20 protein-coding genes and 1 tRNA gene are annotated in these 22,936 nt (G+C 60.7%); 11 read left to right on the top strand and 10 right to left on the bottom strand.

Features of this window, described 5'->3' with window-relative positions; genetic code table 11:
• From xacF to BLR34_RS01805, 7 genes are all read right to left on the bottom strand, one after another.
• Positions 1 to 1,452, bottom strand: coding sequence for a 2,5-dioxovalerate dehydrogenase (gene xacF / locus BLR34_RS01835; RefSeq protein ID WP_092698823.1), 1,452 nt, complete (start codon positions 1,450 to 1,452; stop codon positions 1 to 3).
• A gap of 78 nt (positions 1,453 to 1,530) precedes the next feature.
• Positions 1,531 to 1,956 carry a NusA-like transcription termination signal-binding factor gene (locus tag BLR34_RS01830; RefSeq protein WP_092698821.1) on the bottom strand — a complete coding sequence of 142 codons (426 nt, stop codon included), beginning with the start codon at positions 1,954 to 1,956 and terminating at the stop codon, positions 1,531 to 1,533.
• A 2-nt stretch (positions 1,957 to 1,958) separates the two neighbouring features.
• Complete coding sequence (rpoA2, locus tag BLR34_RS01825; RefSeq protein ID WP_092698819.1) at positions 1,959 to 3,155, bottom strand: DNA-directed RNA polymerase subunit A''; 1,197 nt, start codon at positions 3,153 to 3,155, stop codon at positions 1,959 to 1,961.
• Between the two features lie 9 nt (positions 3,156 to 3,164).
• On the bottom strand, positions 3,165 to 6,080 hold the full coding sequence (locus tag BLR34_RS01820; RefSeq protein WP_092698817.1) for a DNA-directed RNA polymerase subunit A': 2,916 nt from the start codon (positions 6,078 to 6,080) through the stop codon (positions 3,165 to 3,167).
• 1 nt (position 6,081) lies between these two features.
• Positions 6,082 to 7,908 carry a DNA-directed RNA polymerase subunit B gene (gene rpoB / locus BLR34_RS01815; RefSeq protein ID WP_176765202.1) on the bottom strand — a complete coding sequence of 609 codons (1,827 nt, stop codon included), beginning with the start codon at positions 7,906 to 7,908 and terminating at the stop codon, positions 6,082 to 6,084.
• 4 nt (positions 7,909 to 7,912) lie between these two features.
• Complete coding sequence (locus BLR34_RS01810) at positions 7,913 to 9,475, bottom strand: DNA-directed RNA polymerase subunit B'' (RefSeq protein ID WP_092698813.1); 1,563 nt, start codon at positions 9,473 to 9,475, stop codon at positions 7,913 to 7,915.
• The gene (locus BLR34_RS01805) at positions 9,475 to 9,702 is read right to left on the bottom strand and encodes a DNA-directed RNA polymerase subunit H (protein WP_092698811.1); all 228 of its coding nucleotides are present in this window, start codon (positions 9,700 to 9,702) and stop codon (positions 9,475 to 9,477) included. The genes BLR34_RS01810 and BLR34_RS01805 overlap by 1 nt, the downstream gene beginning before the upstream one ends.
• A gap of 202 nt (positions 9,703 to 9,904) precedes the next feature.
• Between BLR34_RS01805 and BLR34_RS01800 the strand changes: the two genes are divergently transcribed.
• The 8 genes from BLR34_RS01800 to BLR34_RS01765 all read left to right on the top strand — a co-directional run bounded on the left by BLR34_RS01800 (position 9,905) and on the right by BLR34_RS01765 (position 19,280).
• Positions 9,905 to 9,977 (top strand) — tRNA-Asp (locus BLR34_RS01800).
• Between the two features lie 328 nt (positions 9,978 to 10,305).
• Positions 10,306 to 12,282, top strand: a complete 1,977-nt coding sequence (locus tag BLR34_RS01795) for an ABC transporter substrate-binding protein (protein ID WP_092698809.1) — start codon at positions 10,306 to 10,308, stop codon at positions 12,280 to 12,282.
• Between the two features lie 302 nt (positions 12,283 to 12,584).
• Positions 12,585 to 13,640 (top strand): ABC transporter permease, encoded by a 1,056-nt coding sequence (locus tag BLR34_RS01790; protein WP_092698807.1) that lies wholly within the window; start codon positions 12,585 to 12,587, stop codon positions 13,638 to 13,640.
• On the top strand, positions 13,637 to 15,403 hold the full coding sequence (locus BLR34_RS01785) for an ABC transporter permease (RefSeq protein WP_218120827.1): 1,767 nt from the start codon (positions 13,637 to 13,639) through the stop codon (positions 15,401 to 15,403). Before BLR34_RS01790 ends, BLR34_RS01785 begins: the two co-directional genes overlap by 4 nt.
• Positions 15,403 to 16,761, top strand: a complete 1,359-nt coding sequence (locus BLR34_RS01780) for an ABC transporter ATP-binding protein (RefSeq protein ID WP_092698805.1) — start codon at positions 15,403 to 15,405, stop codon at positions 16,759 to 16,761. The genes BLR34_RS01785 and BLR34_RS01780 overlap by 1 nt, the downstream gene beginning before the upstream one ends.
• Entirely contained in the window at positions 16,758 to 18,089 is a 1,332-nt protein-coding gene (locus tag BLR34_RS01775; RefSeq protein WP_092698803.1) for an ABC transporter ATP-binding protein, read from the top strand. Before BLR34_RS01780 ends, BLR34_RS01775 begins: the two co-directional genes overlap by 4 nt.
• A 1-nt stretch (position 18,090) precedes the next feature.
• Positions 18,091 to 18,624: a DUF7555 family protein gene (locus BLR34_RS01770; protein WP_092698801.1), complete on the top strand. Its 534-nt coding sequence runs from the start codon at positions 18,091 to 18,093 to the stop codon at positions 18,622 to 18,624.
• Between the two features lie 50 nt (positions 18,625 to 18,674).
• On the top strand, positions 18,675 to 19,280 hold the full coding sequence (locus BLR34_RS01765; RefSeq protein WP_218120826.1) for a DUF7529 family protein: 606 nt from the start codon (positions 18,675 to 18,677) through the stop codon (positions 19,278 to 19,280).
• Here the strand turns inward: BLR34_RS01765 and BLR34_RS01760 are convergent, their stop codons facing one another.
• Both BLR34_RS01760 and BLR34_RS16815 read right to left on the bottom strand, forming a co-directional pair.
• A complete protein-coding gene (locus tag BLR34_RS01760; protein WP_092698799.1) occupies positions 19,281 to 20,009 on the bottom strand; it encodes a DUF429 domain-containing protein in 729 nt (242 codons plus the stop codon). It lies immediately after the preceding gene.
• A gap of 50 nt (positions 20,010 to 20,059) precedes the next feature.
• Entirely contained in the window at positions 20,060 to 20,227 is a 168-nt protein-coding gene (locus BLR34_RS16815; protein WP_176765201.1) for a hypothetical protein, read from the bottom strand.
• 149 nt (positions 20,228 to 20,376) lie between these two features.
• Between BLR34_RS16815 and BLR34_RS01755 the strand changes: the two genes are divergently transcribed.
• Genes BLR34_RS01755 through BLR34_RS01745 form a run of 3 tightly spaced genes read left to right on the top strand, consistent with a single transcriptional unit; the run spans position 20,377 to position 22,686 of the window.
• On the top strand, positions 20,377 to 20,940 hold the full coding sequence (locus BLR34_RS01755; RefSeq protein ID WP_092698797.1) for a GrpB family protein: 564 nt from the start codon (positions 20,377 to 20,379) through the stop codon (positions 20,938 to 20,940).
• A 56-nt stretch (positions 20,941 to 20,996) separates the two neighbouring features.
• Positions 20,997 to 22,283, top strand: a complete 1,287-nt coding sequence (locus BLR34_RS01750) for a M48 family metallopeptidase (RefSeq protein WP_092698795.1) — start codon at positions 20,997 to 20,999, stop codon at positions 22,281 to 22,283.
• A 40-nt stretch (positions 22,284 to 22,323) separates the two neighbouring features.
• A complete protein-coding gene (locus tag BLR34_RS01745; RefSeq protein ID WP_092698793.1) occupies positions 22,324 to 22,686 on the top strand; it encodes a HesB/IscA family protein in 363 nt (120 codons plus the stop codon).
• Here BLR34_RS01745 and BLR34_RS01740 read toward each other — a convergent pair whose 3' ends face one another.
• The gene (locus tag BLR34_RS01740; RefSeq protein WP_092698791.1) at positions 22,687 to 22,887 is read right to left on the bottom strand and encodes a dodecin; all 201 of its coding nucleotides are present in this window, start codon (positions 22,885 to 22,887) and stop codon (positions 22,687 to 22,689) included.
• Positions 22,888 to 22,936: the final 49 nt, after the last annotated feature.

The following is a 22,936-nucleotide window of genomic DNA, read 5'->3' as shown; positions in this document are numbered from 1 at the left end:
TTACCAGTTCTCGTAGACCGTCTTCGTGCTGGTGAAAAAGCGCAGTCCCTCGTCGCCGGATTCGCGGTAGGTATTACTGGAGGAGTCCTTGAAGCCGCCGAAGGGGACGTGTAGCTCGGTCCCGGAGGTCTGTTCGTTGATTTTGACGACGCCGGCCTCGATGTCGTCGGCAAAGCGCTTTGCCTCGGCGAGGTCGTCCGTAGCGATACTCGCAGAGAGGCCATAATCGACGCCGTTTGCGACCTCGATGGCCTCCTCGTAGCCCGACACCTTCAGTACAGCCAGCACTGGACCGAATATCTCCTCCTGGGCAATCCGCATCTCGTGGTCGACGTCGGTGAACACCGTCGGCTCGACGAAATATCCGTCCTCGTAGACGCCGCCGGTCAGCTCGTCGCCGCCGTACGCGAGTGTCGCGCCCTCTGTCTGTCCGACATCGATGTAATCGAGCGTTCCCGTGAGTTCGCCCTCGGAGGCCTGGGGACCCATGTCTGCGCCGTCGAGCCCGTGTCCGACCTCGATGTTCTCGGCGCGCTCGACGATGCCCTCGACAAACTCGTCGTACACGTCCTCGTAGACGATGGCTCTGGAGGTCGCGGTACAGGCTTGCCCGGTGACACCGAAAGCACCCCAGCGCGCAATCGAGAGCGCCCGGTCCATGTCGGCGCTGTCCGAGACAATCAGGGGGTTTTTGCCGCCCATTTCGGTCTGGACCCGCTTCATGTCCTCGGTCGCACCCTCGTAAACCGAGAAGCCGACGCTCTTGCTCCCGGTAAAGGAGACGGCATCGATATCATCGTGTCCGATGATACCATCGCCGACCGCGCTGCCCGAGCCAGTGACGTAGTTGAGGACGCCGTCCGGAATCCCCGCCTCGTCGAAGCACTCGAACAGCTTCCGGGTACAGTTCGGTGCGTTGCTCGCGGGCTTGAAGACGACGGCGTTCCCGGTCGCAATCGCTGGTGCGATTTTCCAGACCGGGATGACGAAGGGGTAGTTCCAGGCCGTGATGAGCCCCGCGACGCCGACCGGCTCGCGGACCACCGAGAGCTCTTTGTCCGGCGCGCTCGCTGCTTTTTTCTCGTGGCCGAAGTCGCGGATGCGTTCGGCGAAATAATAGAGGATGTCGACGGCGCGGTTTACCTCGCCTGCGGCCTCTGGGACCGTCTTGCCTTCCTCGCGTGTGAGCGTCTCTGCAAGTTCGTCGCTCCGGGCACGAATTTCCTCGGCCGCGCGTCGAAGGAACTCGCCGCGTTCGGGTGCCTGGCGGTCGGCCCACTCGGTCTGTGCATCGCTCGCTGCCGCGACGGCCGCGTCAACGTCAGCCTGTGTGGAGTACTGGAACTCGCCGACCGTGTCGGTCACGTCTGCGGGGTTGTGGACCGTGAACGTCTCGCCGCCTGTCGATTCCTGCCACTCTCCGTCGATGTAGTTCAGATGTGCCTCTGTCATCGTGTACTAGCACCTATCCACGCGACAGGGTAATAGATTGCCGGGATTCAACCGAAACACGTCTGGACGTCAGGACGCTCAGGTCAACTGAATGTCGTCGATATCGTGGTGGCGGCGGGCGAGTTTGCGTGCGGCTTCGATGTTCTTGCCGTCGGTTCCGATGGCTGCGCCGTGGTCTTCCTGTGCCACCTCGGCGTATGCCACCCGGTCGTCGTTTTCGCTGATAGTGACGTTGTAGACTGCTGCCGGGGCGAGCGCGCTGGCGACGAAGTCTTCGGGATGTGCGGCGTCCTCGACGAGCTTTATCGAGCGACCGAACTCTTCTTCGGCGCGGCGGACGTGTTCGCCGTCGGTGCCGATTGCTTTGCCCATCTCGCCGGGTTTGATGAGCAAGATGATGCGGTCGTAGTCGTCGTCGACGAGACAGTCACGGACCGTCGCCTCGGTCACGTCCTCGAACAGCGCCGCGAACTGCCGTGCGTCGTCCGAGAGCGTAAACCCCATGCTCAGTCAGCCTGGGGCTCGTCTGCGCTCATCCGCAGGTCGACATCGCCGGTTCCGAGCTTGATGGGTTTACCCACGATGACGTTCTCGGTCACGCCGTCGAGTTCGTCGATTTCGCCGTGGATAGCGGCATCGAGCAGGTGACTGACCGTCACCTCGAAGGCCGCACGGGCGAGCACCGAGTCCTTCGAACCGGAGATGCCGTGGCGGCCAATGGACTCGATTTCGCCGTTGTTGGTCATGATATCGGCGACGAGCATCAGGTGGCGAATGTTCACCTCACCGAGCCCCTGCTCTTCGAGTGTGTCCATCGTCTCGTTGATGATAGACTCGCGGGCGGCCTCGACACCGAGATTCTTGTAAATCTCGTGGACGTTGTTACAGGTCGTGCGGCTGGCGTCGACGCCCTCGATATCGAGTACATCGCCGAAGGCCGACCCCTCGGTGTAGAGGACGAACTGCTCGCCCTGGTCGGTCTCCTCTTTGCGGATGACCACGCGAGAGATGTCCTCGATGCCCTTGAAGGTGATTTCTCGCAGTTCCTCGACGAGCTGGAGGAGGTCACGATAGGACGGCTCCTCGGGTCCAAACTGGATGCCCAGCCCCTGCTGGGTCGTTTCGACGCCCAGCTTGGACTCGACAGTGCTGGCGATTTCTTCTGCGACCTGAACGGGGTCCTCGACGGTTGGCCAGCGTTCGCGGAGCGTCTCCTCGTTGAGCGATACCTGGACGACCATGTCGGCGACGTTCGTCGAAACGTCCCCGAGCTGGAGAATTTTCGTCGCCTCTATTTTCCAGACTACCTCGTGGGCACGCTCGCGGTTCTCGGCGTACTCGTCTTCGAGGTAGACGTTCATCATCGGGGTGTCGGGCTCTTTGCGAGCGTCGACCAGTTCGATGAGCCGTGGCAGCCCCTGTGTCACGTCGATTTCTGCGACACCCGCATAGTGGAACGTGTTCATCGTCATCTGCGTTCCGGGTTCGCCGATACTCTGGGCGCTGACGGTGCCAACAGGGTCGAGTGGGTCGACGCGGGATTTCTCGTACTCGGCGGTCGTCGCCTGGATGACCTCCGCTGCCTCTTCGGTCGTCACGTCGCGTTCTTCGAGTGTACTGTACAGCTCGTTTCGGAGCCGAACCGGGAGGTCGGTCCCCTCGACGAGCGCTTCGATGTCCTCGGATACGTCGTGTTCTGTCATGATATCACCTCAGTCGTCGCTCTGGGCGAGCCACCACTCGTCGGCGTGCTCGGAGAGGTTGGTCGGTTCCTCGCGCTCACCCATGAAGCGCTGTTTTGCTGTCTCGTCGTCGAACTCGCTGTCCAGCACTCTGTCTGCGATGCGCTCGACATCGACTGCTGGTTCGGTCTCGTCGCTCGATACCTCGACCGGCGAGGTGCCGTCCTCGCCGAACTCGAACTGGACGACCGTATCCGAGGTGTCTCGGACGGTACCGTCGTACTGCGCTTCCAGCTCGGTGAGTGCGTTGATGAGCCGACGCTGCAGGTACCCCGACTTCGAGGTGCGGACTGCGGTGTCGACCAGGCCCTCCCGGCCACCCATCGCGTGGAAGAAGAACTCCTTGGGTTCGAGCCCCTCGCGATAGGAGTGCTCGACGAAGCCGTGGGCGTCCGCCGAGAGGTCGTTCTCCTTGAAGTGGCTCAAGGTGCGGTTCTCGTAACCGCGGTTGATACGTTCGCCACGCACCGACTGCTGGCCGACACAGCCGGCCATCTGTGTCAGGTTCAGCATCGACCCACGCGCACCGGACTCGGCCATGATGACTGCCGGGTTCTCGTCGCCGAAGTGCTCCTCGGCGATTTCGCCGGCGCTGTCACGCGCCTGTCCCAGTGCCTGCATAATCTTCATCTCGACTGTCTCGTCGACTGACCGGCCGGGCAGCGGTTCGAGTTCGCCCTGGTTGTATATCTCGATGAGTTCCTCGACGCGCTCGTTTGCCTCCTCGATTGCCTCGTCGACCTGTGCCTGGGCTTCCGGCGGAATCGACTCGTCGTCGATACCAATCGAGAACCCGAAGTGCATGATGGTCCGGACCGCGAGCGAGGATACCTCGTTGATGAAGATTCGCCCGCGGGTCTTCGAGTACGCCTTGGCGATTGTGTCGACGATTTCACCGCCGAAGGCGCCGACTGCGTCCTCGTCGACGGTCCCTTCGAGGAGCTGTCCGTCCTCGATGATGACCTCGTCGCCGGCGTTCGAGGTGAACTCCAGGTCGAGGTCGTCTGGCAACAGTTCGGAGAAGATGGTCCGACCCGTCCAGTAGGCCTCGCCGTGCTCCTCGCCGTCAGGCTCGGGTAGTTCGTCGATACGTGTCGCCCGGAGCAAGTCGAGTGCCTGTGTCTCGTTGAACTTGGGGTTCTGGTTGGTCAGCAGGTAGGTGCCAGTGACGTGGTCCTGAATCGCACCGACGATGTTCTCGCCGGATTTGGGGCTGAGCAGCTGCTCTTGGACGCGCATCAGGACACGCGCCTCTGCACGAGCCTCCTCGTTCTGGAGGGCGTGCATGTTCATCTCGTCGCCGTCGAAGTCGGCGTTATAGGGCGGACAGACCGTCGTGTTCAGCCGGAAGGTCTTGTACGGCATCACCACGACCTCGTGGGCCATAATCGACATCCGGTGCAGCGACGGCTGTCGGTTGAAGATGACGATGTCGCCGTCGATGAGGTGCCGAGAGACCTCCCAGCCGGGCTGGACTTTCTCGGCGAGTTCCTCGCAGTTTTTCTCGGTCACCTTCAGCCGGCGGCCGTCGGCCCGGCGGACGTAGTTGGCTCCCGGGTGTGTCTCGGGGCCGTTACGGACGTACCGGCGGGCATCGTCGAGGTTGCGCTCGTTGACGTTCATCGTCTGGGTCATCTCGCTGGCGATGCGGTCTGGGACACCGACCTCGTTCAGGCTGAGCGTCGGGTCCGGCGAAATGACAGTCCGGGCCGAGAAGTTCACACGTTTCCCGGACAGCGAGCCACGGAAGCGCCCTTCCTTGCCCTTGAGCCGCTGGGAGAGGGTCTTCAGGGGCCGACCGGAACGGTGGCGGGCTGGCGGCGTTCCCGAAATCTCGTTGTCCATGAACGTGGTAACGTGATACTGCAACAGCTCCCAGAGGTCCTCGATAATGAGCTGTGGCGCGCCTGCCTCGCGGTTCTCCATGAACCGCTGATTGATACGGATGATATCGACCAGCTTGTGAGTCAGGTCGTCCTCGGAGCGCTGGCCGTTATCGAGCGTAATCGACGGTCGGGCCGTGACCGGCGGCACCGGCAACACGGTCAGAATCATCCACTCGGGGCGCGACCGGTCGGGGTTGATACCGAGCACGTCGAGGTCCTTGTCGGGGATGGCCTCGAACCAGTCCCGAATGTCCGAGGGCATCAGCTTGTTCATGTCCTCCTCGGTCAGGTCGACATCGAGTGCGGACTCGAGTGCCTTCCGGTCGTCCTGACGCGGCCGGAAGTCTCCGGACAGAATCTCCTGGACACGACCGGCATCGATACCAGTGTTCTCGGCGAGGTCTGTCGGACTGACGCGCTCGTCGTCTTCTTCCTCGTCGGGTTCCATCGCCGCGGCAATACGAGCCGGGTAGTCGGCGGCGAGTACCTGCTGGACCTCGTAGTAGGTCGTCGGCTTCTCGTGTTGGATGTCGAACTGCTGTTCGCCACAGTGGGGACAGCGGTCTTTCTTTCGTGCCTGCCTGACGGCAGCCTTGGTCACGTCGTTCAGGTCCTCGTCGAGATTGCGGGCCCGGCGCAGTCGGTCGTGGAACTCATCTTTCTCGTCTTGGGTGAGCAACAGTCGGGAACACTCTCGACAGGTTCCCCGGAGCAGCCGGCGGATGAGCTTCGAGAAGCCAACGTGGATGACGGGCGCGGCGAGCTCGATGTGGCCGAAGTGACCGTTACAGGAACCGCTGTGCTGGCCACAGGTCTTGCATTCGAGACCGGGGTCGATGACACCCAGCCGCGGGTCCATCAGTCCCATGTCGATTGGGAAGCCGTCGTCGTCGTACGTGTCGGCCGTGATGACCTTCGTGGCGCTCATCTCGCGGTACTCCTCGGGGTCCATCAGGCCGAAGTTTATCTGGCTGATTTCTTTTGGTGCGTGCTGACTCATGTTAGACTGCGTCCTCCAGTTCGATTCGCGGCGCGATGCCGAGCGCTTTCATTTCGTCGAGCAGTAGCTTGAACGCGTACGACATCTCGACGTTGTGAATTTCCGTCTCCTCGTCGCAGTTCGGGCAGTACACCCGGCGTTGCTCGACGTTCTCGACTGCGGTCATCCCGCAGTTACCACAGACGTTGATTTCCTCGCGGTCAGACTCATCGAGCAGGCGCTCTTTGAGCGTCATGGCTGCGCCGTGCCCGATGAATACGTCCCGCTCCATCTCACCGATACGGAGTCCACCCTCGCGGGCGCGCCCCTCGGTGGGCTGGCGCGTGAGCACCTGAACTGGGCCACGCGAGCGGGCGTGAATCTTGTTCGAGACCATATGGTACAGCTTCTGATAGAAGATGGTGCCGACGAAGATTTCGGCCTCGATTTTTTCGCCGGTGATGCCGGAGTACATGATTTCCTTGCCGCTCGATTTGAAGCCGTGGCCTTCGAGCGCGCCCCGGAGCTGATCTTCGTTCTCACCGGTGAACGGCGTCCCGTCGACGCGGCGTCCTTCGAGTGAACCTACTTTCCCGCCAATCATTTCGAGAATGTGGCCAACGGTCATCCGCGACGGGAGCGCGTGTGGGTTCAAGATGAGGTCGGGAACGACCCCGTCCTGGGTGAAAGGCATGTCTTCCTGGGGTGCGATGTGGCCGACGACACCCTTCTGTCCGTGCCGGGACGCGAACTTGTCGCCGAGTTCGGGAATCCGCTCGTCCCGAACAGAGACCTTCGAGAGTTTCGACCCGTCTTCGTTTTCCATCAGCGTCACCGTGTCGACGACACCGGACTCGCCAGAGCGCATCGTGACGCTCGTCTCGCGGCGTTTCTGTGGCGAGAGTCCGCCCATGTCGTCGGGCTCTTCGAGGAAGCGCGGCGGCGACGTTTTCCCGAGCAAGACAGCGTTTTCGCCGACCTCTTCCTCGGGGTTGACGAGGCCGTCCTCGTCGAGGTGTGTGTACGCCTCCTCACCGCGTGCGCCACGGACCTCGTCGTCGGGAATCTCGAAGCGGTCTTCCTGTCCGCCGGGGTAGCGCCGTTCCTCGCCCTCGTAGGTCCGGAAGAAATGTGACCGGGCGAGCGCGCGTTCGACGGACCCTTTGTTCATCACGAGAGCGTCCTCGATATTGAACCCCTCGTAGCTCATCACGGCGACGACGAAGTTCTGAGCCGCCGGGCGGTCGTCGTACCCAATCTGTTCTGTGGTCTGTGTCTTGACCATCGACAGCTGTGGGTAGTGCAGGAGGTGCTGTCGCGTGTCCGGGCGGATACGATAGTTCGCCGCGGGGAGTCCGAGTGACTGTTTTATCATCCCCGACCCCATCGTAATACGCGGCGAGGCGTTGTGTTCCGGGTATGGAATCATCCCTGCCCCGATACCGAACATGAGCTGGGGGTCGATTTCGAGGTGGGTGTGGTCCTCGGTCAACTCGTCTTCGTCAACTGCCACGAGGATGTCCTCTTCCTCTTCGGCGTCGATGAACTCCACGTAGCCGTGGCTGACAAGTTCCTGAAAGTCCAGGTCGCCGTCTTTGAGCGCCTCGACCTCGGTATCGGAGATGAGCGGCTCGCCGTTCTCGACGACCAACAGTGGTCGGCGGGCGCGGCCGGCATCGGCGTTGACGATGACCTCGCTGGTCCGCTCTTTGACCGAGACATTGACCATATCGCTGACCTCGCCCCGGCGACGGGCCTGTCGAATCTGTTCTGCAAGCTGTTCTGGGTCGGGATGTGTGCCGACCAGACTGCCGTTAACGTATACTTTGGCTTCTCGTCCCTGACTCATGATTTTAGTCGTCCGCGGGGGCGTCGATGCCCTCGATGCCGGGGATGCCCTCGACGCCCATCCCGGCGAGTTCCTGTTTCAGCTCCTGTTCGTCCTCGACGTTCTGTGAGAGTTCCATCGCCTGCGCGAAGTTTTTGACCAGGCCACAGTTGGGCCCTTCCGGCGTCTCGGAGGGACAGATGCGTCCCCACTGGGTGGCGTGCAGGTCGCGTGCCTCGAAGTGTGGCTGAGAGCGACTGAGCGGCGAGCGTAGCCGGCGCAGGTGTGAGAGCACACCCATGTAGTCGGTCCGGTCGACCAGCTGGGAGACACCAGAGCGCCCACCGACCCAGTTCCCGGTCGCAATCGGGTGTTCGAGGCGTTCGGTCAGCACATCTGACCGAACCACTGTCGACACCGAGAGCTGCCGGTTTCGCATGTTCGCGCGTTCGAGCTGGTATTTCACGTCGCGTGCTAGCTTGTTCAGGGCCGTCCGGAACAGGTCACGCATCAGGTCGCCCGACACCTTGAGGCGCTTGTTCGCGTAGTGGTCCTTGTCGTCGGCTTCGCGCCGGTCCAGCGCCAGCTCGAAGCAGGCCTCTGCCATCCGACAGAGGTAGTACGCTTTGTTGATGCGAACGTCCTCTTCCTCGACACCCTCCTCGTGGAGGTGGGGCAGCAGGTAGCGGTCGATGACGTAGTTGGCCCGTTTGAGCTGGTAGTTCTTGCCCTGGCCGGAAGCGACTCGTTTGCCGAGTGCCTCGATTGCCCCCTCGGTCGTCTGGACCTCGGCGGCCTCCAGGTTCTCCAGCATGAACTTCACGATTTCGGGGTCGTCACTGACTCGATGGACGATTTCCTCGTCGGACTCCAGCCCGAGTGCCCGCACGAGCGTGACGAAGTTGACGCTGCCGGACACCGAGGGGAACGACACCTCGAGCAGTCCGTCGCGGGTCCGCTCACACAACACCAGGGCGCGGTATCCCCGGCGCTGGGAGAACGTCTTCGCGACCTCAATCTGGTCGCCGTATTTCGTGTCGGTTTCGGCCAGAATCTTGTTCGGTGCCAGGTCCTCGCTGGTCATCAGGACGCGTTCGGAACCGTTGACGATGAAATAGCCGCCAGGGTCTGCGGGGTCTTCGCCGATGTCGATGAGTTCCTCGCGGGTGAAATCAGCGATGTTACACTTGTCCGAGCCGACCATAATCGGCATCCGGCCGATTTTCGTCTCGGTCTGGTCGACGACCATCTCCTCTTCTTCCTCGCCGCCTTTGATGACGGCCATCTCCATGAACACCGGCGCGGAGTAGGTGATATTCCGGAGTCGAGCCTCCTGTGGGTAGAGGAGTTCCTCGCTCCCATCTGCTTCTCTAACCCGTGGCGTAACGACGCGAACGTCGCCTAACTCGACGTACACCGGTTCCTCGCCTTCCTTGTCGCCGATATCGGTGTCGATTGTCTCTTTCTCGTCGACCACCTGCTGCATCCCCCGGCTAAGAAAGTTGTTGAACGACCGGAAGTGGTGTTCGGCGAGCCGTTCTCGTGAAAAGTACTCTCGTGAAATTTCGCGTTTGTCCTCGATATCCATTATTTCACCACCAGTCGGTACACCACGGCTGTGTCCGTGGTTCGTGAGTCCCGTGTAATCTTGACAACGTCCCCGACGGTCGCCTCGTCAGGCAACGCAGGGTCCGTGCGCGTGATTTTCGGGAGGTCGGTTTTTTGTACGTTGTACTCCTGCATCACGTCCTCGAGTTCCTCCTCATCGAGGACGGTGTGGTCCGGTACGAGTTTGTGGTTGCTTACATCTACCATGAGTGTGGCTTACGGGCGAAGAATCTGTTCGTAGATACTACAGAACAATATATCTGCGGAGCATATAACGCTTACCAAATTGAGTTGGCAGTGCTATCGGACCCGCTTGTGTTGTTGCCAATTCGTGGCGTGGGATAAAATACCTTGCGAGGCGGCTCCGATTGGAAAGTCTTAATACTATTACCCGGATACGAAGAAGTGCGCCCGGATGGTGTAGTGGCCCATCATACGACCCTGTCACGGTCGTGACGCGGGTTCAAATCCCGCTCCGGGCGCTTTCTTACAGTTTAATCGTGACCAGCTAGCTCGCCGTATTTCGAATTCCCCGGATGTGAGCGACAGTCACGATAGAGTCGAACCCATACCGAGTCACAGATTCCGATACGACAGTCCTGTGTCCCCAAGACAGGCCAGACACCAGAGCCTGGCTGTCAACATTCTGCTCGTCTATTTATTCACCGTGTGTACGCACATGCGTTCTTAGGACGACGACACACGACATCACCACCAGATAGAGTGAATAGATAACAAACATCAGTTGTCGCTGAATAAGAAAACCATGGCGATAATTTTTTACCCCTTGAATTGGTTTGTCCGTGTAGTATGTCCCGAAACTCTGAGGGTGACGAACTGAATAGCACACGACGCCGGCGCCTTCTTGCCGCCCTGGGTGGGAGCGCCAGTGTTGGGCTGGCTGGCTGTTCCGCTATCTTCGGCGGTGACGACGGTGACGACGGCGAAGACGGTGAGGACGGCAGTGATGGCAGCGACGGCGAAGACGGCAGTGATGGCAGCGACGGCGAAGACGGCAGCGATGGCAGCGACGGCGAAGACGGCAGTGATGGAGAGGACGGAGAAGACGGCGAGAGCGACATGACCCACGCCGACAAGGCACAGGCTGCCTGGGAGACCATCTCCAACAACCCCGCTCCCGAAGACCAGGACCTCCGGAACGAGGCCTACGTCGAAATCGAGGAAGCGGTCCGCGACGACATGGTGATGATCAACTTCGCTCACGACATCGCCGAGACCATGTGGTACCCACGAGTCGACTGGGAAACGTCCGGAACCCTTGGTGGGTCGTACCACCAGCACAAGACGACGAGTGTCGAAGGCTCGGGCAGGCTACAGCTGCGTAACGCGACGAACTCCTCGCTCGACCCGATCGAGTCCGACGACGAAGCGTCCGCAGCGGTCCTGAACAAGTGTTACGACAAGCTTGTCCACTACCCACAGGGTATCCCGGAGCTGGAAAACCAGGTCCTCGACTCCTTCGAGCTCTCCGACGACGGACTGACTTACACGTTCAACCTCAAAGAGGGCGTGCAGTTCCACAACGGCGAGGAGCTGACCGCGAACGACGTGTACTACTCGATGCGTCGCCTGGCCGAAGCAAACAAAAGCGTTCGTGCCGAGTTCGTCTTCGAGGCACCGAACGGTATCGGCATCGAGCACGAGACCGAGACCGTTACCGACGACGAAGGCAACGAGACAGAGGAAGTTGTGCCTGATTCGCTGGCACTGGAAGTCGTCGACGACTACACGCTCGAACTGACGACGGCAGCCCCCAACCCTGCAGTGCTGGACGTGCTGACCTACCAGGCCTTCGGTATCCTTCCGGAGGGACTCGTCGGCGACATCGAGGGCTACGACGGCGAACTCGACAACGTCGACCGGCTCCGTACGCAGGAAACCTTCGGTACCGGTCCGTGGCAGCTCGAATCCTGGGCACAGAACGAGGAGATGCTGCTGAGCCGGTTCGACGACTACTACGGCACGGTTCCCGAGCAGGAGGAAATCATCTACCGTATCGTCGAAGACGCCGAGCCGCGGTATACGCTGCAGGTGGAGGGTAACCTGGACATCTTCACCATTCCGACCTCCTACTACAACGCCGATAACTACACCGTTGAGGAGACAGACGACCGTGGTCGCCAGCTCGGAACGTACACGCTCGAAGGGACCGAACTCGGCTACCAGCGCCTGACCGCCCTGGTCACTCGGTACTTCGGGTTCAACGTCGCAAACACCGACCGCCCGGTTCGCCAGGCTGTCGCGTACGCACTCGGCCAGAACGAGGTGGCCGAACAAGTATTCGAGGGTCGGAAGGTTCCGGCCTTCAGCTTCACGCCGCCGAGCATCTGGCCGACCGGACAGGATGGCTACGAGCAGTGGGTCAGCGAGTGGCCATACGGCACCGAAGACGAGCCCGGCGCAAGCAACGTGCAGGCTGCACGGGACGTGCTCGAAGAAAACGATGTCGGGAGCACCGAGCTTACCGTCACCACGTACCAGAGCCCGACCTACCAGAACGCAGCGGCGCTCATCCGTGACAAGCTCGCAGGAACCGATGTCAACTTCTCGCTCGAGGAGGCCGCCTTCTCGGACCTCATCCAGCGCGGGTACGACGGAAACCTCCAGATGTACTCACTGGGTTGGGGCTGGAGCTGGGAGAGTGTCGCGTACGGTCACTTCGGCTTCGAGCCGAAAAACACCGACACCTCTGGCATGCCCGAGGAGAACAACGGCTACTACCTCGACTGGCATGTCAACCTCTCCGAGAACCAGGAAAGCGAGTAACGACACCAGTCGCCTCGTCCCGTAACCGAACTGTTCACTGACCGACCAGCCGTCGCATGCGTTTTGGTCCCTGTGAGAATGAACCACCAATCCCGACAGTGTCACGTACAGCCCGACAGCAGTATCGAGAGGCGTCCCGAGAGAGAACCGTCTCTACGTGGCGAGGACGGCCTTGTGAACCGCTCACTGGCGAGCGTAGAAAACAGGATATATATTACAGAAGCGTGCAACTCTGGACATATGCTCTGTGAGTCATGGAACCGGCGGAAACATCGAGACGACACACGCGTCGGTGATAGGCGATGAGTCGGTGGCGTTACGTCCTGAAGCGGCTGGCGCTTTCGATACCAGTCGTGTTCTCGGTCATCACGTTCCTGTTTCTCGTCCTTCGTCTGGGACCGCTCGACCCGGTCGCTGCGCGACTCGGGCAACAGGCACAGGGGGCAGACGTACAGCGACTACGCGAGAACCTCGGCCTCGATGAACCGCTCTGGGTGCAGTTTCAGGATTATATCGTCGAAACCCTCACCTTCTCCGGTGAGTCGTGGGTGGTTCGAAACGGGGCGGAAGTTCGCGAGATGATGTTCGAGGTCGCAGGCCCGACCATCTGGCTGGGTGCCTGGGCCATCGTCCTCCCGCTGTTCATCGGACTGCCGCTTGGCTTCTATGCCGGCCTGAATCCGAACACGCCGAGTGATATCATCGCGAACGTCTCCGGTATCATCTGGCGGTCGATGCCGAACTTCTGGCTCGCCGTGCTGGCGCTTGCATTCCTCCGCTCGACGAACGGCGGTGATGGCCCGTTCGGATTTAACTGGTACACGACCGGTCCACAGACACAGAGTGCCGTCGGGACACCGACACTCAACTTCGCCACTATCGACGATATCTTCGGTATCCCAATGCTCACAGGAATGGACTGGTCTGCCTTTTTCGTCGACCTCAAGCTAATTCTGCCCGCCGCAATCATCCTCGGCTCGTCGTCGATGGCCGCGGAACTGCGTCTCGGCCGGACGGCCGTCCTCGAAAACGTCAACTCGAATTACGTCGAGACGGCCAAGGCAAAGGGGCTGAAAGGCCGGACGATTGTCTGGAAGCACGTCTTCCGGAACGCGTTGATTCCGATTATTCCGATTGTAACGAATGAGGCGTTTATCCTCATCGGTGGCTCGGTCATTATGGAACAGATATTCAACATCAACGGTCTGGGGCGGATGTACTTCCGTGCGATACAGACTGCTGACGTACCCCTGGCCGGTGCCATCGTGTTCCTGTTCACGGTGATAATAATATCGCTGAACATCCTGCAGGATATCCTGTATACGATTGTCGATCCACGGGTGGGGTACGACCAATGAGCGACACACAACACGAGAAACCCATGAACGACGAGGAGATACGAACCGACGGCGGTACTGACACAGGAGAGTCGTTCCGTCAGCGGGTGATGGACAATCCGAAGCCTGGCGCAATCTGGCTGACCGTGCTGGTGTTGCTTATCGCTCCCGAACTGGGCCGGTTCGTCGACTGGATGCTCGCTCTCGGTGGCGGTATCAAGTTTATCTTCGACGGCTTTGTCGCGGCGCCAGCGTGGATTGGGTCGAACTTCGAAGACTCACTTGGATTTGTCGCCGGCGCATTCGCCACAGACATCACTGCGCTGTTGATGTTGTTCGTCCTTGCGGCGCTGCTTCGCGGATACCTGCCGTTCCATCCTGATACGAGACTCGGACTCGACCTCAGTCGAAGCCGTCGCGTTTGGTTCGAACGCGGCTTCCTGACGACCGTGTTCGCGGCTGTGACGGCAGTGCTCGTGTTCACGCCGCTGGGAGCGCTGTTGCGCAACGAGGTTGGCTTTTACGTCGGAGTTCTCGACTCGATTGGCGACATGCAGACACTCATCAGCAGAGAGACGATTCCGAACCACGGCTATCAGACCCCGGCCGGGGACTGGGAAGGCACATTCCTCGGTCTTTCGCCCCGGTACGCATGGCTCACGCGCTTCCTGCTGGTCTGGGTCTACGCGGCGGTCTTCATCGGGTGGCTCTGGCAAGGCTACAACGTCTTCAGAGAGCACTACAGAGCGATGGACTGGACACCACGCGACGACGTTATCGACCGACTCCGCAGTCACAGCTGGGGCGTGTTCGGAATCGTCGTCGTGCTCGGGTTCATCGTGCTTGCGCTGTTCGCGCCGGCTATCGCGACGTATCCGATTCAGGAAAACGTCTACCAGCCCTACGCGGAAGACTCGGAGTTCAAATACTTCAACGAGGAAAGCGGTGAAGTAGAGATGGCCCATCACGGTGACGCGAACCTCGACAGCAGGTCCCAGGGAGAAGGCTCCGGAACGGTCAGCATCAACGAGTACGACGAGTACGGCCGATATGCACCGCTCGGCACGACACCGTCCGGTGAGGATATGATGACACATATCGCCTACGGTGCCCAGACGTCGCTGACGATTGCGTTCGTCTCGATTACGATTGCGGTGTTCCTGGCCATGCTGTTATCTCTGGCCAGCGCCTTCTACGGGGGCATCGTCGACCTGATGACTATCATCGGGACTGATACAATTATCTCCATCCCGATTTTCGTCTTGGTGTTAATGATGTCAGTCGTGTTCAGCCAGGGCGATGTCTGGATTGCAGAGCCGATGGACGGCGGATTCCTGCTCGCGCTCATCTACGCGTTCGCGTACATGCCCGGGATGTGGCGCTCGATTCGTGGCCCCTCACTCCAGGTCGCACAGGAAGAGTGGGTCGACGCGGCAAAGAGCTACGGCCAGCGGCCGCTTGCCATCATGCGCAAGCACATGGCACCGTACGTGATGAGCTATCTCATCATCTACGGCTCGCTGCTAATCGGCGGAATCATCATCGTCACGTCCGCGCTATCCTTCCTCGGATACGGCGTGACCGAGCCGACACCCGAGTGGGGACGTCTCATCTCTGACGGGCGAAACGCCGTGGCAACCGAGTCCTGGCACGTCTCGACCGTGTCCGGCGCGATGATTGCCATCGTCGTCACCGGGTTCAACGCTCTCGGAGACGGGATTCGAGACGCAATCGACCCACAGGCCGAGGCAAACGCCACCGGCAACGCTGGAGGTGGTGCCTGATGTCGATGGAAACAGTCGGTCAGGACAGTGACACGGACGAGACACCGCTGATAGACGTGCGGAATCTCCAGACCGCCTTCTTCACCGAGAAGGAGACGATTCGGGCCGTCGACGGCGTCTCGATGGATATCGACTCCGGAGAGACAGTCGGTGTTGTCGGCGAGAGTGGGTCCGGCAAGAGTGTCACCGCCCGGTCGATTATGGGCCTCGTCGAGGCCCCCGGAAAGGTACTCGAAGGGAGCAGTATCCGCTTTCACCAGCTCGAAACGGTCCGAGACTACGCAGACCGGTTCTCGGGTCACACCGTCGACCTGACCGAGCTTCGAGGCGAACACGACCCACAGGAGTTGCTCGGCCGGATACAGACAGAAGTGACAGCGGAGACGTTCGGGCGTGAGCGCCGGGACGAGATTACCCTGACGGACATTCTCGCCGCCGGGTTCGGCGACGAAATGGGCATTACCGACGAGGACGACTGTGTGTTCGTCACAGAGCGTAATGGCGACTCGCCACAGGATATCACCGCAGGGTTCATCGAAGTCACGCGTCTGGACGGCGAGCGCCAGCGACAGATGCGCGGCGGCCGAATCGGCATGGTGTTCCAGGACCCACTGACCAGCCTGAACCCCGTGTTCACAGTCGGCAATCAGATAAAGGAGGCACTGAACCTCCACCGCGACCTCAGTGGTGAAGAGGCAACCCGCGAGGCAGTCGAATTGCTCGAAGCCGTCGGGATTCCAGACGCTGGTCGTCGCGTCAACGAGTATCCACACCAGTTCTCCGGCGGGATGCGCCAGCGTGCGGTCATCGCGATGGCGCTTGCCTGTGAGCCGGAGCTACTCATCTGTGACGAGCCGACGACGGCACTTGACGTGACCATTCAAGCCCAGATTCTGGAACTCCTCGCACAGATTCAGGAGGAACGCGACATCGGAATCATGTTTATCACCCACGATATGGGTGTCATCGCCGAAGTGTCAGACAAGGTGAACGTGATGTACGCCGGCGAGGTCATCGAGCAGGCCGACGTTTACTCGCTGTTCGAGAATCCAAAACACCCCTACACGAGGGGACTGCTCAGGTCGATTCCCGGCACGCAGTCCGGGGAACGGCTCGAAACAATCGAGGGGAACGTCCCGACACCGACAGAGTCAGCCTCAGACTGTCGGTTCGCGCCGCGGTGTCCCGAGGCCTTCGACGCCTGCGAGGTCGTCCACCCGTCTCACGTCGAAGTCGGCGAAGAGGGCGACGACCACACGGCCGCGTGTCTGTTGTATCCGGAGGAGATGCCGGAGACACGCCGGGTCAACGTACACAGAGAGGCCACGAGCGACGACAGACGAGGTGACAGCGCATGAGTCAACAACTTGCATCCAGCGACAGCACGACGAGGGAGAAACGAGAGAAGCTGGTCGAGGTTCGGGACCTGAAGACGTACTACGGCGACTCAGGGATGTTCGGTGGTCCGCCGGTCAAAGCCGTCGACGGCGTCTCGTTCAACGTCTTCCGTGGCGAAACGCTCGGTCTGGTCGGTGAGTCCGGCTGTGGCAAGACGACGCTCGGGCGCACGCTGCTCCAGCTCGAGGACGCGACCGGGGGCGAGGTGCGGTACGACGGAACCGACATCACGGAGCTGAATTCCGACCAGCTCTACGAGTGGCGGCGGAACGCGCAGATGGTGTTCCAGGACCCGGACTCCAGCCTCAACGACCGGATGACGGTCGGCGAAATTATCCGCGAGCCGCTAGACGTCTACGAGTGGGAGACTCCGGCCGACCGCCGCGACCGCGTCAGAGAGTTACTGGAGACCGTCGGCCTCCGTCCGGAACACTACTTCCGGTATCCACACCAGTTCTCTGGTGGGCAGCGCCAGCGTATCGGTATCGCCCGGACGCTCGCGCTGGAGCCGGATTTCATGGTACTCGACGAGCCCGTCAGTGCACTCGACGTGTCTGTCCAGGCCGAAATTATCAACCTCCTCGAAGACCTCCAAGAGGAGTTCGGGCTGACGTACCTGTTTATCGCCCACGACCTCTCTGTGGTGCGTCACATCTGTGACCGCGTCGCAGTCATGTACCTGGGGAACATCATGGAAATCGGCCCGACCGAAGAGCTGTTTACCGACCCCGCCAACCCGTACACGCACTCACTGCTGTCGGCGATTCCGGCGCCGGACCCGACGGACACAGCCGAGCGAATCACGCTCCACGGGACACCGCCGAACCCGCGGTATCCGCCCTCTGGCTGTCCGTTCAACACGCGCTGTCCGGCGCGAATCCGCCCCCCGGAGTACGAACACCTCGACGACGAAGTCTGGCAGGGCATCAATACGCTCCGAGACGTGTTGTTAGAACGAAAGCGTGCAGACCGGTCGATACGAGAGCGTATCCGCGAGCGGCTGGGGAGACAGACACGGTTCGCAACCGTCGAAGAAACCTACGACGAGCTGTTCGGTGGCCTTCAGATTCCCGCAAACGCCGAATCGAGCATCGAACAGATTGTCGAGCACGCCTCGAACAACGACGAGGAGGCAGCCCTCGACGTGCTCACCGAAGAGTTCGGCAGCATCTGCGAATCCGAGAAACCGGAGTACCACACAGTCAGCGAGACCGGCCGCAAGAGCTTCTGTCACCGTCACGACGGCGAACATCGCCAGCCATCACAGGTACTCGAAGAGCGCTACTGACATGGCAACACTCCGGAATCGAGCGGTCGCACTCGCACGCGCCTGGGTAGACGCACTCGGCTACGCGCTGATAGTGACTGCTATTTCCGGGATCGTCGCTGTTCTCGTCGGAATCGGAACTGGCGGTGGGTTCGTTCGCGGCAAGATACTGCTGTTCGTCTTCGGCTGGCTGTTGATGTCGGCCGGAACGATGAAGCTGTGGCCGTCCTCACCGCACTCGCCCGACCTCCCGTCACGGAATCTGCTCGGATTCTCGCTTGGCTCGGACAGCGACGAGGAAGAAAGCGACCGTGACGACCCCAGACAGCTCCGTGAGAGTATGCAAGACGCCGATGGAGAGTCCGACGACCTGGAGTCACTCGCAAACGAGGAGACGAGTCGCTTTCAGCGGTTTGTCGGAGCAGTCCCACCGAACAGGTGGGTCAGACGACCACGGCCCGAGAACCGCATCAGCGACGGCAGCAAGCTGTTTCTCGCGAGTCTGTTCGTGTTCGGACTCTCGTACGTGATGGAGCGGTTTTTCGGTGTCGTGTAGGTAACACGTAATCTCAAGAGTTATCTGACTCCGTCTCCGGAGTATTCCACATGCCATCGGACAAGCCCGAGGGAGAGAGCAGCGACGACGAACCTCCCATTCCCGACGACATCGAGGACCCACACATCGGTGAGGGAGACGCCGACCAAGACGACCTGCAGAAAGCACGGATAGAGAGCCTCGACGATGCACATAGCGAGGCGTGGGACCGGACCATAGCGGATATGCGAGCGCTCGCGACGGGTCGTGAAGAGGACGGCTGGGAGACGTACACGGTTATCGCCGCCCACACAGACGCTGTAGGCGCCAAACGAGGCGACTACCGCCACTGTGGTCTTAGCCACGTCATTCCGGACAACCACACCGACGTGTTCGAGGACGTCTACGACGAGTCCGAGTTCACCGAGTTCCTCGTCTACGGCCAGCCCGTCGAGACGTTCATGTTTCTGGTCACGGAGCTCATCGACCCGGACCGCGAGCGGTCGATTTTCGTCGCTGGCTCGTACGACCCGGTCCGAGGAGCCAATCTCCCCGAGTACGGCGAGGCCCATGGCGTGCTCTCGTCGTATTTCAGGACAATCGACGGGACGATACTCGGCTCGTTCGACCACGAACGCTGGGAGCCACTGGTCGGACAAGAGCCCGAAGAAGCGTAACTACGGTACGAGCGGCGTCTTCGCTCGGTAAGCAATCTCCATCGGCAACCCTTTTGCGTCGGTCGGTGGCTGTGCCGGAAGCGACCGGAGCGAACCGGGACCCGGCTGAGCGGTGTATGCCAACACGACCGCATCGAGAACGTCGTCGACCGCGACATCTGAGCCCGCAGTCTCCTCTGCGACCGCCTGGACGACCGGCGGGGCGTCAGTGTCAAAGCCCGCAAGCGCACGCATGCGTTCTGCGTAGCCGGCGGCACTCTTTTTCGAGTGCGAGAGGGGTTCACCAGCCAGCGCCCGAAAGCAGACCTCGGGGTGCGACTCGCGCATCGCCATGCGGGCCTCTGGAACGTTTTGAACTAGGTCGTCGACGGCGGCAATAGAGTCACTGAGTGCAAAGGCCTGTTTCGACAGTCCCGAGCCAGTCTTGCGTTCGTGGACCCGCTTTGCGGCGGGATACCGGCGTTTTCGTGTCGCCTCCCGGACCGGGGGCGTGAACACCGACGGGGCGCGCGAGCCGACCACGTCTCTGGCGAGCGAGTCACACTGGCGTCCGTCGGTTCCCTCCTCGATGAGGCCGATAGGAACGTCAATCAGGATGCGCTCGGCAGTCTCTTCGTATCTGTACCAGAGGTCACCAATCTCGTCGAAGACAGCTGTCCGGTCGTAGCCGTGGTCGTCGAAGACGACGGCGAGCCACGACCCACTGCTCCAGTCGACACCGACGTACATTCGTCTGTACTACGGTGGCCGCCGAGTAAAAACCTCGCGCACGGTGTCGCTCAGAACAGGCCCGTAAGCACGTCGTTGAGCGCGATAAGTGTCCCGCCCGCAAGGAGTGCTGCGAGCACCCAGAGGATGCTGATGACCGTCAACTCCGAGGTAAAGTCCCGAGAGCTGTCTGTAGCAGTATCGCTCGGTTCACCTGCCTGCTGTTCTTTGAGGCTCATCATCTGAGCTAGCGAAATCGACCATTTTAACGTTCTTATTCGCTCTGCTGTTGTGTTGTGATAACATATGCTACAGTATCTGCCATTCTCCCCCTCCCGGAAGAGCGCCGAGCCGAATCTTTATGTATCTCAGTTTGCTTGGCCTAATAATGGTCAGCCCGTATGACGACCCCATCGAGATTGTGCCGTCCCGTCACAAGGAGTGGCGACGCCAGTTCGAGACCGAACGGGACCGAGTCGCTGAGGCCCTTTCGAGTGCCGGCCTAGCCGATGCCGTCCACCGAATCGACCACGTCGGTTCGACTGCGGTACCGGACCTCGCAGCCAAGGACATCGTCGACATCGATATCGTCGTCGACGACGACGCCGTCGTGGAGGTCGCTCGGACCATCGAGACAGTACTCGGCGGGTCGCACTTCGAGAATACGCCGCTGTGGAATCCGGTCTTCCGAGAGGCCAACGGACAACGGTTCAACGACCACGTCTTCGGCCTCTCTGCCGACGGCTGGAAGGTCAGTGTTGCTACGGTGGCTGTTCTCGGGGAGCATCCAGACCGTCGGACAGAGTACGAACAACTGAAACGCGAGAAGGCGTCGACCACTGACGAGTTAGAGGGCTACAGTCAGGCGAAGACCGCGTGTATCGAGCGGCTACTCGAAACAGCACAGGAAACCGACCTCGGACTCGGGTTCGATGTTCCAGGTTCGAGGTAACGACAGCACCATCTGTATCGCAACAGGTTTTGAGGATGCGGTGCGAACGGTCTGACATGCTAGAGCAGCACGCACTTTTACTCGGATTACTGGTCGGGACCACGGTTCTCTCGACGGTACTCTCTGTGTTGAACGTCAGACACGGTGCCCGCGAGATGCACCACAGCGCGGACTGGCTCGGTGAGTATCTCGATATCGACGACCCGAGCGAGATAATTGATTACCAGCGCGCGACGACCGGCCTGGGACTCGTCCAGTCCTGGGTCGGTCTAGCCCTCTTACTGGGGGCGCTTTACACTGGCGTCGTGACCGACATCGTCGAGTTCCTCGATGGTACTGGGCTCCCACCGGTTGCTCAGGGCGTCCTCTTTTTCCTCGGACTGTTCGTCGCCCAGCAGGTCGTCGGAATTCCGTTCGACCTCTACAGTACCTTCGTGGTCGACGAGCAGTTCGAGTTCAACGAAACGTCGCCCCGTCTGTGGGTTCGTGACCTGGTCGTCGGCCTGCTCGTCAGCGGCGTCATCATGGCCGTAGTTGCGGGTGCGTTGCTGGCGTTGATAGAAACATTCGAGACGGCGCTGTGGGTCACCGGAGGCTGGGTCCTCGTCGTCGGGTTCATGCTGTTCATGCAGGTGCTGTATCCGCGTGTGATTGCCCCGCTGTTCAACGACTTCGAGCCCATCGAGGAGGGGAGCCTCCGCGACAGGGTCGAAGCGGTGTTCGACCGGGCGGGCTTCGAGGCCGAGGAGATATACACGATGGACGCCAGTCGGCGCTCCAGCCGACTCAACGCCTACTTTATCGGATTTGGCCGCGCGAAGCGGGTCGTGCTCTTCGATACACTGGTCGAGAAGCTGAACGGGCCAGAAATCGAAGGTGTCCTCGCTCACGAACTCGCCCACTGGAAGCGCAACCACGTCTGGAAGCGCACAGGCGCGACCGCCCTCCAGCTTGGTGTCGTTCTCGCTGCGGTGGGGTATCTCCTGTCGACGGAGTGGCTGTACGAACTCTTCGCGCTACCAGCGGAGGCGAGTTATGCCGGCCTGTTCGTCGCCGTGTTGTTCGTGCTGCCGCTGCTCGAACTCACCGCGCCAGTCGTGAACAAACTCTCGCTGGCACACGAGCGCGAGGCGGACACGTTCGCAGTCGACGTGATGGGCGACGGCGAGCCGATGGTCGGCGCACTCTCGAAGCTTGCAAGCGAGAATCTCGCCAACCCGTTCCCACACCCCTGGTACGCGGCGTTTAACCATCAGCATCCGCCAATTCCCGAGCGTATCCGTCTCATTCAGGAGAAAGCCGGCGAGACAACGACCACCGGCGCCGAGACCACGCCCGCCTGAGGGTGTAAGAGTTAACAACGTTGGGCATCTAACGGTGGTTATGAGCACGACCGAGGAGCCGACACAGGGTACCACTATCTCCGTAACCGAGCAGGCCGCCGAGGAGGCGATCGCTCTGTTAGAGGGAGAGAGCATGGATACCGACATCGCCGGCCTCCGACTCTACGTCCAACAGGGCGGCTGTGCCGGCCTCTCCTACGGGATGCGTTTCGACAACGAACCCGAAGAAGACGACACGATTTTCGAACACCACGGTCTTCGTGTGTTCGTCGACCCAGCGAGTATGAACTACATCGAGGGTTCGGTCCTCGACTACGAGGGCGGACTACAGGGAGAAGGGTTCCACGTCGAAAACCCCAACGTCGTCAGCGAGTGCGGCTGTGGCGAGAGCTTCCGCACCTGATTACTCGTCCAGTTCGAACGCGATTTCGACTTCTGCCTGGTACTCCCTGTTCTCGACGGAGCCGACTTCGACGCCCAGCTCGTTCACCTCTACCCAGTGGACGTTTTCGAGTGTCGTCTCTGCTCGCTCGATTGCGTCGTCGACTGCGTCCTCGAATGACTCTTCGCTGGTGCCGATGAGGTCGATTTTCTTGAAGACCATTGCACCTCAGTGGTACCTTCGGCTCTGTTATAAATATGTGTCACCGCGG

This window comes from Halovenus aranensis (genome assembly GCF_900100385.1).
Lineage (GTDB): Archaea > Halobacteriota > Halobacteria > Halobacteriales > Haloarculaceae > Halovenus > Halovenus aranensis.
The sequence above is the reverse complement of the archived record's forward strand: the minus strand, read 5'-3'. Positions and strand labels throughout refer to the sequence as shown.